Here is a 15,220-nt window from a genome sequence, read left to right on the forward strand (position 1 = left end):
TTTTTTCTTAAAACACAAATTTTTTTAAAATCTAAAGGTTATTTTTGTGATATGGATGTTTTGACTAAAGAGCAGCGGCGGAAGAATATGCAGGCTATAAAAAGCAAGAATACTGAAATTGAGTTAATTCTTGGCAAAGCTCTTTGGGCAAGAGGGCATCGGTATCGAAAGAATAATGATAAAATTTTTGGAAAACCTGATTTTACGATACGGAAATTTAAAATCGCAATATTCTGCGATGGCGACTTTTTTCATGGAAAAGACTGGGTTACTTCTAAGGAGCGGATAAAATCTAACGTGGACTTCTGGCATAAAAAAATTGAGTCAAACATTGAGAGAGATAAAGTTGTTTCGGCGACTTTGAGGAAAGAAGGCTGGACTGTCATCCGGTTTTGGGGAAGTGATATAAAAAAGAATTTGAACGATTGTCTTATGAAGGTAGACAGAGCTATTATGGAGGCTAAAAGTGTCAAATACTCAAGCCTAAAGCGCCATTTCAACTTAGATCCAAGAAAGCTAGACGGTGGTGAGGGGCTAGCCTATTTGACTCATTATTTACAGAATAAAGAGAATACTACAGGAGCGATTTTTGAGGAAGAGGCTGAACAATATTTGCTTGAGCTTGGGTTAGCTGAAGACTCGGAATTTCAGTACGAATTACCAATTAAGTATGATGTCCCCTTCCCTCCGCCTTTGCAGCCTAAGTTCAAATTTATTGATTTGTTTGCTGGAATTGGGGGCTTTAGGTTAGCATTTCAAAATCTTGGTGGCAAGTGTGTATTTACATCCGAGTGGAACAAATTTTCAAAGAAGACTTATGAAGCGAATTTCGGAGAGGTCCCTTTCGGAGATATTACAAAAATAGACGAAGATATAATTCCTGATCATGATGTACTATTAGCGGGTTTTCCTTGTCAACCATTTTCAATAGCGGGGGTGAGTAAGAAAAAAAGTTTAGGAAAGGAACATGGATTTAAAGATGAGACTCAAGGCACACTTTTTTTTGATATAGTCCGTATTCTTGATAAGAAGAGACCTAAAGCGTTTTTATTAGAAAATGTAAAGAATCTTGTATCTCACGATAAGGGTAAAACTTTTAAAGTAATAAAAGGTGCTCTTGAGGAGCTAGGGTATTCAATTCATTATAAGGTTTTGGATGGGAAGCATTTTGTTCCTCAGCATAGAGAGCGAATCTTTATCGCAGGCTTTGACAAAGCAATATATAATGGTGAAGAGGAATTTGGCTTTCCGGAACTGCCAGATCCAAGTTGCATAGTAGAAGAAATACTGGAACAAAGGGTTGACCCGAAATATACACTTTCTGATAAGTTGTGGAATTACCTTCAAAATTATGCAAAGAAGCATAAAGAGAAAGGAAATGGCTTTGGTTTCGGTTTAGTAGATTTTGAAGGTATTACTCGTACAATTAGTGCTAGGTATTATAAGGATGGATCAGAGATACTGATTCCTCAAGAGGGCAAGAACCCACGAAAGTTGACCCCAAGAGAGTGTGCAAGATTACAAGGTTACCCCGAGTCTTTCGTGATCCCTGTTTCTGATACACAAGCATATCGTCAGTTCGGGAATTCAGTTGTAATGCCCTTAGTTCGTGCCATAGGGAATAAACTAACAGAAGTCATACTTAATGAGCGAAATTCTACAAAGTGTAATTGATGTTGTAAGTAAAGCGGAATACGCTTTCTGCAAGTTTATATCTGCAAATGATGCAGGTAAAACAGGTGCTCACCAGGCAGGATTTTATATGCCTAAAAGTACTATCCCATTAATGTTTGACTCTCCTCAAAAGAGGGGTACTGTTGTTAAAAGGGAAATTGAGATTATATGGCAGGATGACTTTAAAACAGAGAGTGCTTTTACTTACTATGGAGCTAAAACAAGAAATGAATATAGATTAACTCGTTTTGGAAAAGGTTTTCCTTTCTTTGAAGATGAAAACGTTGGAGATTTATTGATTCTAGCTAAAGTTGGAGGCGATTTTTATAGAGGTTATGTCCTTTCAACAGACGATGAGATAGAAGATTTTTTCTCAGCTTTTAACATCTCCCCGACAGATACAAATAAGCTAATCAATACAAATAAACAAATAAGCGAAAGAGATTGGGTCCTATCTTGTTTCCAAAGCTATATATCAGGAATTACTTCAGGTGAGTTCCCTCCAACTAGGGAAATTGCTGATATGGCACGTATTTGCCTATCGAAGGGTAAATCTAGAGTCACAGGAGAAGTGATCACTAAACCTGATAAGATAATCTTAAAATGGTTAGAATATGAGTTCGAACTCTTTAAAGCCATAGAAAACAAGTTTTACTCTAAAATAATTGAGCGTCCTTTTTTATCAGTAGAGGAACTCGTTAAAACAGCTAATTCTATCCTAAATCGTAGGAAAAGTAGGGCTGGTAAGTCTTTAGAACACCACCTTGAGAAAATTTTTGTGGCTAGTAGTTTAGTTTTCGATGCTCAGGCAAGAATTGATGGAAATAAAAAACCAGACTTTTTATTTCCAAGCAAAGAAAAGTACGAAATGTCAGTGAAAGGAGATGATAGTTTAACTTTTCTGGCAGCAAAGACAACTTGCAAGGATAGGTGGCGACAAATTTTAAATGAAGCTGAAAAAATACCTTTAAAGCATTTGTTTACCATTCAGCAAGGAATATCAAAAAATCAATTAGCAGAAATGAAGAAGGCAAATGTTAAACTTGTCGTTCCTAAGCAGTATATCTCCTTTTTTCCAAAAGAGTACCAAAATGAGCTACTTAATCTAAAGCATTTTATTGGGCTTGTTAAGGGCAAGCAAGAATTATAAATACCCTAAGTAGATGAGATTTAGCAGGCATTTCCCCACCTTCCTTTCCCGTTTGCGGCAGGAGCAGGCAGCCCAACAGCGGTTGTTCAACCAAAATCGGCCATGATTTTGCTGGCGATGACTTGGGCGAGGCGCACAGGCACGGCATTGCCGATCATCTTATAGGCAGCGGCCAGGTTTTTGTAGTAGAATATGAAGTCATCGGGGAAGGTTTGGATGCGGGCGACTTCGCGCACGCTGAGGCGGCGGTAGAGGTGCTCGCTGCCCTTGGCGAAGCGGCGCGTCTCTTTGTCCACTGCTTCCATTTTTGGGGCCTGTGGGTGGAGAGGGGCATGCCTGCCGCTGGCCTGAATGGTGAAAGAGACCTCATCCCAGCTGCGCACGCGGTTGCGGGACATATAGAGGCTGGAGAAGCCGCCGGTGAAATATTCGTGGTTGGGCACCCGGCAAGCTCTGCCGTTGGTGTAGTTGCCATCCCGTGCGGGGATGGCAAGGTCCTGTAGGTCGCCTATGGCCGACTTTAGGCTCAGCTTCATATCGATAGGCTCCGGAAACTCGAACCGCTGCCCGAGGTCACGGCGGTAGCCAATGAAGAAGACCCGCTTGCGGTCTTGGGGCACGAGGTAGTCCCGGGCGTTGATGAGCTGAAAGGAGAGGTCGTATCCTGCCCCGGCATTTTTGAATAGCTTTTTGATGCTGTTGAGGGCTTCCGAGTTGCGGGGCAGCAGCATGCCGGCTACATTTTCTGCCAGGAAGAACTTCGGCTGCTTTTCTTCGAGTATGCGGATGAAATCGTAGAAGAGTTTGCCCCGGTTGTCGTTGATGCCCCGTAGTTTGCCGGCAGTGCTCCAGCTTTGGCAGGGCGGCCCGCCTATCATGCCGTCGCAGTCGGGGATCTCGGTGGGGTCAATGGCCGTGATGCTGCGTTTTTCCAGATGGGTGTGCGGGTGGTTTTTGGCATAAGTCTCCCAGATATCCCGGTCGTACTCATTGGCCCAGATAACATCGAAGCCAGCCCTTTGGAAGCCCAGGTCGAGCCCGCCTGCACCTGCGAAAAACGAAGCGATTCTCATGGTTGAAGTTGAAATGGAAGCCTGCCTGGCCAGAGCCAGCCTTTATTCAGCAAAGCAAGGTAAGGATTTTTCCGGTAAAGGGGGCGGTAAGGTAAGCGGTGCAGGCTTGTGCCCCCTGATCTGGGCGTAGGGCGGCACATGAGGGAGCGTACCTGCAAGGGGGGCAATAAAAAAGCCGGGCAGCCCGAACTGCCCGGCAGAACACACATATGCACAAAATTTGTTGTCAGGAATTTGGAGGTGCTAGTAGGCTTCGCCATTAAATTAATAGCGAAGCCTGCTAGGCTATTGGGCATACATTCGATTAGCAAATTTATGGGGCTGTGTACGTAGGCGCAAGAAAATAAAGCTGATATTTTTTTAACTTAAATATCTGGTTGCCATTTATTTACGAACTTTTGTGGTACTTGTGTTGAACAGCTGGGAGCTGCCCAATTGCCTGGATGGCTGCTTTTTTTCCTCCATATCTTTTATAGCCTGGCCTGCTCAGGCGGCTTGGGGGGCGTTTTCTGATGATCGGGCGAGGGGGCGGCCAACGGGCTAAAACGGCGGTGCCTTGAGCAAATTGTGCTGCAAGATAACATTTTATTAAAAATTTCATATAGGATTATTTTTAGTTTATATTTTTGACAATATGTATAAAACCCCTTAGCTTTGTCTCACTCAATGAAAACAACAGGAGGGGAGTACAGCTTGGGGAGAGCGTATCCTTTTCTGTGCCAATAATAATCAAGACGACGACAAAGGCAGTCTCTGCCTGCACCTTGAATTCCATTCACCACCGGGCCGCCGGTGCCCCATACGATGAGAATACGAAACGGCTGCTGTGGTTTTCTGCCCCAGCGAGCAAGCCCCGGGGCATCTTATTTATGCCAATAGCAAATCACAATCTTTACTCAGTTAGACTTGATGCGTCGGGTCAGTGTAGTGGGGGAAATGAGCATTTTTCAACCATACGCCGGCTTTTTCGGGAGCTTCGCCTGAGCTAAGTGACTGGAAAAGGCATAGGGGGTGAAGGGAAGCGCCACTATAACCCTGCACTGATCCTTGGCGCATCAAATCTATTCATAAGTCAGGGCGCATAATTAGCGCACAGCATGACCATAGCAGCCTGAGCTGTTTCGGTGGCAATGCTGTATGTGTCTTTTTTGCAGGGCTGGAGTTTTCTGCACCTTACAGCAGGTGTTGTATGCTTAATCAAAGCCGGCTGATGGTGCGGAGGGTTACCTGTTGCCCATCAGTAGGATATTGACCAAAAACCGTAAAAACAAACCAATGCGATTTATTATGATTGCAGCTGCCTTATTGGCAGCCTTGGGCTGCTATGCCCAATCCCCATTGAAGCCTGCCGATTTGGTGGCTCAGGCCTCAGTATCTACATCATTTATCCGGTACGAGCCTTTCCGGGCAGTCCGCACAAAAAGAGCGGAGGGCAGCGCAGCCGGGCTCAGGCCGGCTGATGTTCAATGGCTCGAAGCTGATATGGAGCGATTGTCTCAGCTGCAGATGGAGAAGCCGAGTGCCATCAGGCTGGCCCTCCCCGGGATAGCAGGCCGGTCAGGCATTGCGCTGCTGCTTGTCGAGGTGGCCCCCGCCTTGCCAGGGTTTGTGCCCCGCCGTGCCTCAGACGGCAGGCCGTTGCCCCGCAGCGCATCAGGTGCCCACTATCAGGGTACCGTGGAAGGTGTTCCGGGGTCATTGGCAGCGGTGAGTGTTGTCGAAGGCGAAATTATGGGGCTGATCAGCTGGCCGGGAGGTGGCAATTGGGTCTTAGGCCGCCGGCCAAATGCCCGGCAGGCTGCCGGTGGGGGCGGGCATGTGCTTTACAAGGATACAGGCCTGCTGCGGGAAATACCATTCTTGTGCGCCACCTCAGACGAAGGCGATGATTATGTGGCAGAACAGCTCGCGCCACAGTTAGAGGGCCGCACCGAAGCACCTTGTGTCGGGGTTTACTTAGAGGTCGACTACGATATTGTACAGGAGAAAGGAGGGGCTGAGCCCGCATTGGATTTCGTAACGGCGCTGTTCAATCAGGTAGCGGTCTTGTATGCCAATGAAGGGGTGCAGCTAAGGCTTTCCGAGGTGCTGCTCTGGGATGGCATCAGCCCTTACGGAGGCACCAATAGTTTTCATTTGCTTTCCCAATTTGTAGCGGAGCGCAGCAGTTTTAACGGCGACCTTGCCCACCTGCTGAGCTATCAGGCAAGCGGGGGCGTGGCCTATTTGTCGGGGCTTTGCCGGGCTACGGGCCCACAGCATGGTTTTTCCAGCATCAGCACTGGATTTGCTGAAGTGCCTGCTTATTCCTACTCTGTTATGGTCATAGCGCACGAGCTTGGGCATCAGCTGGGGTCAAGGCATACGCATGCCTGTGTATGGAATGGCGATAACACCGCCATAGACGATTGCGCAGGGGTGACAGAAGGCAGCTGCCCTTCTCCTGGCATCCCACAGGATGGGGGCACGATTATGAGCTATTGCCATATCCGTGAGGTGGGCATTGATTTCACCAAAGGCTTTGGGCCTCAGCCCGGAAATGTCATCCGTTATGAAATAGCAGAAGCAGCTTGTCTGCAAGCCTGTGCAGATACGGTTTTAGCCGGGCAGGATACTTGCGCGGGCTTGCCGTTGAGGCTGGAGCTGATGACCGACCAATATGCCTTGGAGACGCAGTGGGCTATACGGGATACGGCAGGCGAAGCCTTGTATCAGGGCGGCCCCTATGCGGGACAGCCTAACGAGCTGATTGTGGCGTCATTTTGCCTGCCGCAAGGCTGTTATACCTTCGAGGTGAGCGACAGCTACGGAGATGGCATCTGTTGTGATTTTGGGGAGGGCTACTACCTTTTGCAGGATACTTCGGGGGCTGTCCTGGCTACCGGCGGAGCTTTTGGGCAGGGGGATACTACCTTGTTCTGCCTGCCTCCGGCAGATACCGTTTCAACAGATACTTTGCGCTGTACAGCAGTTGATTTTTCAGCAGAAGGCTTGTTCTCTTTTGGCGGCCCTCAGGATCAAGGCCAGGCGGGGTTCTTTGCAGATGGGGAAGTCCTTTACCTTCATGGCAATGCCTGGAAAGCGATCCGCCTCCCTTACACGGTCACTCCGCAGACTGTGCTTGAGTTTGATTTTGGCTCTACCCAGGAAGGGGAGATCCACGGCATCGGCTTTGATGAGAACGAAACGATAACGGCTTCGCGCACCTTCCGCCTTTTCGGCGTGCAAAGCTGGGGCATTAGCGATTTTGCCAACTATGAAGGCGGGGCAACGTGGCAGCACTATACCATTCCGGTAGGGGCGTATTATACAGGCGGTTTCCAATATCTTTTCTTCACGGCAGACCATGACCGCTTTCCGCAAAACGGCAACAGCTACTTCCGCAATATCCGCATACATGAGGGCGGAGGCTGCGGCCAAAGCCTCGCAACGGGGGGGAGGCTGCCAACGGGGCCAAAGCAGGCAGAAGCCTCGAGGAAGGGCATTAGGGTGTTCCCAAACCCTGCTCAGGGGTGGGTTACTGTTGCGCTTGAAGGGGCAGCGGAAGGGGAGCGGCCTCAGGTATCCCTCTTCAGCGCATCCGGGCAGTTCTTGTACGGGGTACGCCCTCGGTGGTCTGAAGGGCAGTGGGAGGCAAGGGTAGATGCCGGGCCATTGCCGGGCGGGCTGTACTACATCCGGGCGCACACGGCTACCGGAAGCTGGGCAGCGCCCTTTGCCAAGGCCCCATAGCAAAGGGGCGCAAACCAAAATGTCGCAGGCGTCTATGCTTTTTGGGCTTTAGCCTGGCTGGCCTAGCGCTGCGAAGGGGTATGTAAGCCCGACAGGGCCGAGCGGATAGCGAGCCCCGGAGCATAGCGGCACCTGCCTATTGGCAGGGGCAGGCCCCAAAACCTGACGGTAGGGGCAGGGCAAAAAGCGGCAATCGGGTTTGCCCCATAGCAAAGTATTAGTTAATTGTGTGAAATGTGTGAGGCACTGCAGCTGGGAACGGCTGCAGTGTTTTTTATTGTAATTGTTACACTATCCCCAATAGAAAGTATGTTTAGGTGGGTTTTTATCAAAAAACATATCTTTATTTTGCTCTTTTTTGAATTATTGTTACTTTTGAGTGTCCTTCTGACGAAGGGTCAATACAAACTTCCCAAGTTATAAACAAGGGCGCCCAAAGCGCCTCTTTTTCGCCCGACAGCTTCCAGGTTTCCCGTCAAATTGCCCTTCCGGGCTATGCTGTTAAGTTCTAACTACGTACGTATTGCGCTAATTGCGAGTCCTCTTTAAATTATTTTTTCACTCTAGAACGACTGCCTTGTGCAGCCGCCTATTGTATTTGACTGGACGTTTTGCTTTCAACAGATGCATAGCGAACGGGAAAGCTTTGCACGGTTTGTAGCATGCGGGAGCAATCGGGGATGCTTGTTTATAACTTTATTCTTCCACCTAGAAATTCTTAGGATTAGTATGAAAAATCTGTTCACATCAATCTGTCTACTGCTAGCGGTAGGCCTGTTCGGCCAAGGGGCCGTACTCAAGCCGGCGGAGCTGGTTTCGGCAAGCAAAGCTAAGGGTGCGCCCTTTGCCACGGCTGCTGTTTTTGAGGTTTCAAATGCCAGGGTCAGCTTGGGCGATGAGGCCCCGAGCACCTATGAATTGTTACAGCTCAAAGAAGCTGACTACCAAGCGCTATTGCAGGAATCTCCGGACGAAATGACTTTCGCCCTTCCATCCTTTGGGCGTCAGGCGCTAGCGCTCGAACTGGTAAAAGTGGACCTGTTTGCTGAGGGGTTTCAGGTAACAGAAAGCCACACGGAGCAAGCTGCCGACGTAGATCTGGGCGTGCACTACCGCGGGGTCATCAAAGGCCTGCCCGGTTCAGTAGCTGCCATCAGTATTTTCCCGGATGCGGTTATGGGGCTGATGAGCTCTGCGGAAACTGGCAACCTTGTACTGGGGCAGCTTGAGGGCAGCCGGAACCAAGAGGCCTACATCCTCTACAACGACCAAGATATCCTGCAGCGGCAGTCCTATGATTGCGCTACGCCTGACGATGGCGAAACTTACACGCGGGAAGACCTTATGCCGCAGGTTACCACCCGTGCGCTCAGCGATTGTGTCCGCCTGTATTTTGAAGTCGACTACGATATCTTCCAGAACAAAGGGGGCACGCAGGGGGCTACCAATTACACGACCGGCATTTTCAATGAGATGGCTACGCTGTACGCCAATGAGAACATCAATACGGTGATCTCTGAAATTTTTGTCTGGACCTCCACCAGCCCTTACAGCAGCACTTCCAGCTCAGGTATGCTGTCTGATTTCCAGAACTACCGCAACAGCTGGAATGGCGACTTGGCACAGTTGCTGTCTTACCAGGCTAGCGGGGGCGTCGCAGCGGGCTTCTCGGGCCTGTGCAATTCCAACCGAGACAACAGCATGAGCTTCTCCTCCATTGGGTCTTCCTACGCTCAAGTGCCTACTTACTCCTTTACCGTAATGGTCGTTACGCATGAGTTTGGCCACTTGTTCGGTTCCCGCCATACCCATGCCTGCGTCTGGAATGGCAATAATACGGCCATTGACGGATGTGCAGGGTATGTAGAGGGGAACTGTTCCCGGCCGGGCAATCCTAGCAATGGTGGCACCATTATGAGCTACTGCCATGTGCAGAGCGTGGGCATCAATTTCAACCTTGGCTTTGGCCCTCAGCCTGGCAATGTCATCCGCAACCGCGTCAGCAATGCATCATGCCTGCAGGCGTGCGACGGCGGTGGCGGTGGCAATGGGTGTGAAGACAACGAGATTAACCTCACGATCAATCTCGATAACTATCCCGGTGAAACGACTTGGCAGATTACCAACAGCGGAGGCAGCACCGTGGCTTCTGGCGGGAGCTACAGCGGTGCAGGCTCTACGGTTTCAGAGAGCATTTGCCTACCTGATGGCTGCTATGATTTCACCATTTTCGACAGCTACGGAGATGGCATCTGCTGCGGCTATGGCAACGGCTCTTACAGCCTTACCGATGGCAGCACGGTTTTGGCCTCCGGTGGCAGTTTCGCTAGTAGCGAAACAACGAACTTTTGCATAGGGGGCACCCCTCCACCGCCGCCGGTCAATTACTGTGGCTCCGAAGGCAGCAACTCCAGCTATGAGTGGATCCAGCGTATACAGTTTGGCAGCATCAACAATACCTCCGGAAACGATGGCGGCTACGGCGACTACACGAGCTTGTCTACCGCTCTTACCCCGGGTGGTTCTGTATCCGTCACGTTGGTGCCTGGCTTCTCCAGTTCTACTTATACTGAATACTGGCGCTTGTGGATTGACTACAACCAGGACGGTGACTTTGACGATGCCGGCGAACAGATTGGGCAAGGCAGTGGCACAGGCACGCTTTCTGGCACACTCAGCGTTTCTTCCAGCGCATTGCCTGGCACCACACGCCTGCGGGTAGCAATGAAGTACAATGCCTACGGCACACCTTGTGAGACGTTCTCCTACGGAGAGGTAGAAGATTACACCGTGACCATTGGCTCTGCACTGCCTGGCGAAAACGAGGTGGCTGCAGAAGCGACTGGCCTCGAAGGTGGTGGCGAGCGCGCTGCTGGGTTCCAGTTGTTCCCGAACCCGGCTAACGGGCACCTCCATGTCAACTACCGCGCAGCAGAAGCCGGTACGGTCGATATCACCGTAGTCGATGTGATGGGGCGTGTCTTGGAGGCTCGTACCGAAGGCGCTGTGGTAGGCGAAAATGTATTCCATCTTGATACGGGCACATTCCCCGAGGGCACCTATATAATCCGTTTACAACAGCACGGGCAACAGTTCACAGAACGTGCAGTAATCAGCCATTAAAGCTCGCTGATCACAAGACTGGGCAGGTTATTGTAGGGGGGGAGCGCCTTTTAACTCTGTAATGCCCCCCTGGCTCATCAGGCCTGTAGTGCGCAGTAAGCACAGTTATCCCCCCCGGATGGTTCGCCTGTCCGGGGGGGGCTTTTTGTAAATGACAAGGTTTAGGCATTTTGCCGCTTATGCTTCAGATCTAAGAACCGAATCCTAGGAATGCTGTTTGAGGTTTAAAATTAACCTAGCATGAAGCAAATAAGCAAACTACTGGTTTTGGCAGCCCTCGCACTAGGGTATTGCCTGCCGAACATGAACGCACAAAGTGAGGAGATCAAGAACTTTCTCAAACTAGAGGATGGGCAATACTTTGCCGATCGGGACAGCGCCTACCTTGATCCTTATTATGGGCTGAAAAAGCTGATTTATGGCAACAAACGGTTTGCGGAGAACAAAAGCATCTCTCCGCGTCAGACCGACGCAGACCTGAAGAACAACGAATTGGGGCAGTCTCCGTTTGCTGTGATCATCGGGTGTGCCGACAGCCGTGTGCCCAACGAAATTATTTTTGACCAAGGCGTAGGCGACCTCTTCATTACCCGTACAGCTGGCCAGGTTATGGCAGAAGCTTCCTACGGCACCATTGAGTATGCTGTTGTAGCTCTAGACACCAGGCTCATCGTAGTTCTTGGGCATGAGTCTTGCGGTGCTGTCACTGCAGCGGTCAAGCGCCCGGAAAATCCTCCGGGGCATGTGGTCACCCTCATCAATGCGATCAAGCCTGCAGCCTTGCGCGCAGAGGAGATGACTGAGTCTAAAGATGAGATGTTGGATGCGGCGATCCGGGAGAACGTCATTGAGCAGGTCAACCTCCTCCGCGGGCTTGAGCCGGTCATGAGCCGCAAATACGAAAATGGTGAGATCTTGATCGTAGGGGCTGTTTACAATCTGCACACAGGCAAGGTGGAGTTCATCGATGACACCATCACCAGCCTGCCCGGCTATAAAAAATACATGGCAGCCCGTTAATTTCAGAACCTGGCCGTTGTGGTACTAAGCACCGTTGTTAAGTTGGCTTTATGACCGGCATGGTGCTCACCGCATTGAGCCTATTTTTTCACCCTTAGCAAATGCCCGCGGTTGGAGCGATAGCCTAGCAGCGGGCATTTGCTTTTTGGCAGCTAGCGGCAGCCGCTCCGCACATGCTTACAGCGGCTTTCCCATTTTGGGCTATAGCCCGGCCTGACGTTTAGAGTGTGTTGGGACTTTAGTAATCGGTCTGTCCCGCTAGACAGCGGGACACTTTTTCGCTTATACTCCGCCCCGAAACTTTGGCAAAGCTCCGGTTTTCGGGTCTCGTTTAATCAAAAAATGGCTTGAGGCACTAATTTTCAACTAGAAGGCCAAAACCCCAACACGCTCTCTTAGAGGCTATCAGTGGCACTGAATTCAGCAATGGCCGTTCGGCTATCGGTAAACCGGCGGCTAAAAAGGCAGCTGTTCTACATCTACGTTGCCCCCGGTAAGGATGATGCCCACCCGCTTCCCCTGGAAAGGCTCCGGATAACGGAGCAAAGCCGCTAAGGGCACCGCACAGGAAGGCTCTATGATGATTTTCATCCTTTCCCAAATCAGCCTCATGGCGCTCACAATCTCCTCCTCGCTCACCGTCAATATCTGTTTCAGTTCCGCCTGCATGATGCCAAAAGTCTTATCGCCGAGGTTGGTCCTCAGCCCGTCGGCAATGGTATCGATACGGGAGTTGGCTTGTATGCTACCTGCCTGTAGGGAGCGGAACGCATCATTTACGCGTTCCGGCTCTGCACCGTATACAGGGATGCCCGGGGCGAAATATTTTGCGCTAAGCGCAGTGCCACTGATGAGCCCCCCGCCTCCCACGGGAGCGATCAGGGCGCTCAGCCCTTCCACATCTTCCAAGAGCTCCTTGGCACAGGTCGCCTGCCCTGCTATGACGTTGTAATCGTTGTAGGGGTGGATAAAAGCCGCACCGGTTTTTTCGACTACTTCCTCTAGGGTAGATTCCCTGGCTTCCAGGGTGTTGGCACAGGTGTAGATATTCGCCCCGTACCCGGCAGTAGCCGCCCTTTTGATGACCGGCGCGCCTTCGGGCATGACGATATGAGCGGGCACGCCCAGCTGTTTTGCGCTAAGCGCTACAGCCTGTGCATGGTTGCCAGAAGAATGCGTGGCCAGCCCCCGCTTAAGTTGTTCTTTGCTGAGGCGCAGTGCAGCACTGCTTGCCCCCCGCATTTTGAAAGCGCCGATTTTCTGGAAGTTCTCACATTTGAAGTAGAGCGCCGCACCTGATAGGGCGTCAATAGCACGGCAGGTAAGGACGGGGGTGCGGTGAATGTGTGGCCCGATGGCCTCATGTGCCGTCTCAATATCAGCAGCCGAAGGGATGTTGGTCAGCCATTGCATATCTGTTCAGGGTTTGTCTTTGGAAGAAAGCCGGAAGGTACGAATGATAACCAGCAGGGCCAGCGTGAAGATAATGATAAAAGGCAGCCAGCTGCCAATCTGATACCCAATTTGGTAGCCAGCTGAGGTGGTGTCTACGGCTGCTTCTTGCGCAAAGAGGCCCGCCTGCCTGAAGAACATTGCAGCGGCTAAAGCCAACCCTTTGTTTTTCATTGTTGAGTGCTTTTTCTGAACGGCAACCCGCCAGGGCGCAATGATGCTGATACAGCGGCCGTCCCGGCTTCATTTTGCGTTCAATTGCTAAATGTCAGCTAAATATAGCCGACTTTAACGTAAATTGTGTAAAAACCCATGCGGGCCTGTGCCTGCGCAAAAATCCCGATTATGAAGATTCCTGCTTTTTCTCTTATGCTGCTTGGCTTGTTCGCCTTCTACCAAGGACGGGCGCAGCAGCCGCTCGAATATTGCAACAACCGCTTCGGGTTCTGTGTTGAATACCCCGTTGACCTTCACCTAGCCAAGGACCGCCCCATCAACGGCGATGGCATTACCCTCGAGGCAGATGCAGGGGAGATCGAGGTCGTTATCGCCGGCTCCCACAACGTTATGGAATGGACGCCCGAAAAGATTTTCAGCTTCGAGAAGGCAGAGTTTGAAGATACTTACAAAGCTCCTGCCCAAGAGCTCAAATTCCAGGCGGACAGCCAGGGTTTTGAGGCTATCTTATCTGCCGGGGGCGAGATAGAAGCCATCCGGATGTGGAGCCTGAACGGTGTATACGTCTTAGTCAGCATAAAGGGGCCAGAGGCTAAGACTGCACGGGTGGAATCCTTATGGAACAGCATGCGGGTGAAGTTCAGCAGCTAAAGCAGGCCTGAGGAGGCGCAAATCAGATTGCCGTTTTTTGGCTTGCCCCTACCGCAAGGATGGGGCTTACCCCTGACGTAAGGATGAGGGGCCTGCCCCTGCCTGATGGCAGGTGCCGCTATGCTCCGGGGCTCGCTATCCGCTCGGCCCTATCGGGCTTCACACCCCTTCGCAGCGCTAGGCCAATGCCAGGCTTATAAAGCCCGAAAAGCATAAATGCCTGCGACATTTTGGTATACGCCCGCCTAAGGGCACCAATTAATGACTAAGCCTGATGGATTTTCTAGTTACTGGAGACCGTAGTATTTTTTTCTATCTGCTGTTGTTTTTCCTGGCAGCAGGTGTCCTTCAAGCCTTGAGCCTTGGCGCCTTGTTCTTCCTCAAGCGCTCTGGCGACAGCCGGGCCAACGCTGCCTATGGCCTGCTTCTTATAGGATTTGGGCTGACACTCCTGCACAACATCCTCAACTTCATAGGCTTGTACGAGGCTTATCCCGGGCTCAAGTTCCTGCCGCTGTATTACACGCTGTCTTTTCCGGTATTATTGTTTTTCCACGCAAAGCTCAGTTTGTACCCTGCTTACAAACTGCGGTGGACGGATGCGAAGCACCTGCTTCTGCCTGTAGGGCAGCTGCTTTTCTTTACTCTTTTGTTCCTTCAGCCTGCCGATTACAAAGCCGGAGTATCAAGGGCTTTTTACAACCCTTTTTACGGTGCCTTGGAACAAGGGCTTTATTTGGTTTCCTTTTTTGCCTATCTGTACTTTGCCCACCGTTATGTCCGTGCAAGGCGCAGGGAAGCCCGAAGGCTGCATCAGCAGCAGGAGCTGCGCAAGGCCTTGTACCTGCGCACCTTATTGCGGGTATTGCTCGTACTGTTTACGATACATACCGTCTTTGTGCTTACAGATTTTGTGTATTACGAGTTCTTGGAGATCAATCTTCGTTCGGTAAAGCCTTACGTGGCGCTCGGTATGCTCTCTTTTGCAGTATTGGGCTATTGGATGGGCACCTACGGCTTCCAAGTGCTATTCTGGGGCCGCTATGTTTTTGGCGGGAAGCAGCAGGAGCAATAAACGCAAAAAGCCGGAAAAGTTGGCCCCAGCACAAAGAGGAAAGCCCTACGCTAACGGTAAGGCTTTCCTCTTTGTTTTCAGTACAACGGCTGC

The 15,220-nt window shown here is 50.6% G+C and carries 10 protein-coding genes and 1 pseudogene; 8 read left to right on the plus strand and 3 right to left on the minus strand.

Annotation, left to right across the window (positions count from 1 at the left end):
* Nucleotides 1-51 precede the first annotated feature (51 nt).
* The 3 genes and pseudogenes from FRY97_RS23355 to FRY97_RS15690 all read left to right on the plus strand — a co-directional run.
* Nucleotides 52-390, plus strand: a pseudogene (locus FRY97_RS23355) (very short patch repair endonuclease); the annotation flags it as partial.
* Nucleotides 391-453: 63 nt separating this feature from the next.
* The gene (dcm, locus tag FRY97_RS15685; protein WP_211356889.1) at nt 454-1,674 is read left to right on the plus strand and encodes a DNA (cytosine-5-)-methyltransferase; all 1,221 of its coding nucleotides are present in this window, start codon (nt 454-456) and stop codon (nt 1,672-1,674) included.
* The gene (locus FRY97_RS15690) at nt 1,646-2,824 is read left to right on the plus strand and encodes a type II restriction endonuclease (protein ID WP_147168509.1); all 1,179 of its coding nucleotides are present in this window, start codon (nt 1,646-1,648) and stop codon (nt 2,822-2,824) included. Before dcm ends, FRY97_RS15690 begins: the two co-directional genes overlap by 29 nt.
* Before the next feature lie 86 nt (nt 2,825-2,910).
* Here the strand turns inward: FRY97_RS15690 and FRY97_RS15695 are convergent, their stop codons facing one another.
* Entirely contained in the window at nt 2,911-3,897 is a 987-nt protein-coding gene (locus tag FRY97_RS15695; protein ID WP_147168510.1) for a DNA cytosine methyltransferase, read from the minus strand.
* A gap of 1,275 nt (nt 3,898-5,172) precedes the next feature.
* Here FRY97_RS15695 and FRY97_RS15700 point away from each other — a divergent pair.
* The 3 genes from FRY97_RS15700 (at nt 5,173) to FRY97_RS15710 (ending at nt 11,772) form a co-directional block, all read left to right on the plus strand.
* A complete protein-coding gene (locus FRY97_RS15700) occupies nt 5,173-7,629 on the plus strand; it encodes a M12 family metallo-peptidase (protein ID WP_147168511.1) in 2,457 nt (818 codons plus the stop codon).
* A gap of 729 nt (nt 7,630-8,358) precedes the next feature.
* Nucleotides 8,359-10,752 (plus strand): M12 family metallo-peptidase, encoded by a 2,394-nt coding sequence (locus FRY97_RS15705; protein ID WP_170254685.1) that lies wholly within the window; start codon nt 8,359-8,361, stop codon nt 10,750-10,752.
* 240 nt (nt 10,753-10,992) lie between these two features.
* Nucleotides 10,993-11,772 (plus strand): carbonic anhydrase, encoded by a 780-nt coding sequence (locus tag FRY97_RS15710; RefSeq protein ID WP_211356886.1) that lies wholly within the window; start codon nt 10,993-10,995, stop codon nt 11,770-11,772.
* A 456-nt stretch (nt 11,773-12,228) separates the two neighbouring features.
* Here the strand turns inward: FRY97_RS15710 and FRY97_RS15715 are convergent, their stop codons facing one another.
* Both FRY97_RS15715 and FRY97_RS15720 read right to left on the minus strand, forming a co-directional pair.
* Nucleotides 12,229-13,185 (minus strand): threonine ammonia-lyase, encoded by a 957-nt coding sequence (locus FRY97_RS15715; protein ID WP_147168513.1) that lies wholly within the window; start codon nt 13,183-13,185, stop codon nt 12,229-12,231.
* Nucleotides 13,186-13,191: 6 nt separating this feature from the next.
* Complete coding sequence (locus FRY97_RS15720; RefSeq protein WP_147168514.1) at nt 13,192-13,398, minus strand: hypothetical protein; 207 nt, start codon at nt 13,396-13,398, stop codon at nt 13,192-13,194.
* A gap of 171 nt (nt 13,399-13,569) precedes the next feature.
* Between FRY97_RS15720 and FRY97_RS15725 the strand changes: the two genes are divergently transcribed.
* Both FRY97_RS15725 and FRY97_RS15730 read left to right on the plus strand, forming a co-directional pair.
* Nucleotides 13,570-14,052, plus strand: coding sequence for a hypothetical protein (locus tag FRY97_RS15725; protein ID WP_147168515.1), 483 nt, complete (start codon nt 13,570-13,572; stop codon nt 14,050-14,052).
* Between the two features lie 274 nt (nt 14,053-14,326).
* Nucleotides 14,327-15,127, plus strand: a complete 801-nt coding sequence (locus tag FRY97_RS15730) for a hypothetical protein (RefSeq protein WP_147168516.1) — start codon at nt 14,327-14,329, stop codon at nt 15,125-15,127.
* Nucleotides 15,128-15,220 lie beyond the last annotated feature (93 nt).

Source organism: Phaeodactylibacter luteus (assembly GCF_007993045.1).
GTDB classification, from domain to species: domain Bacteria; phylum Bacteroidota; class Bacteroidia; order Chitinophagales; family Saprospiraceae; genus Phaeodactylibacter; species Phaeodactylibacter luteus.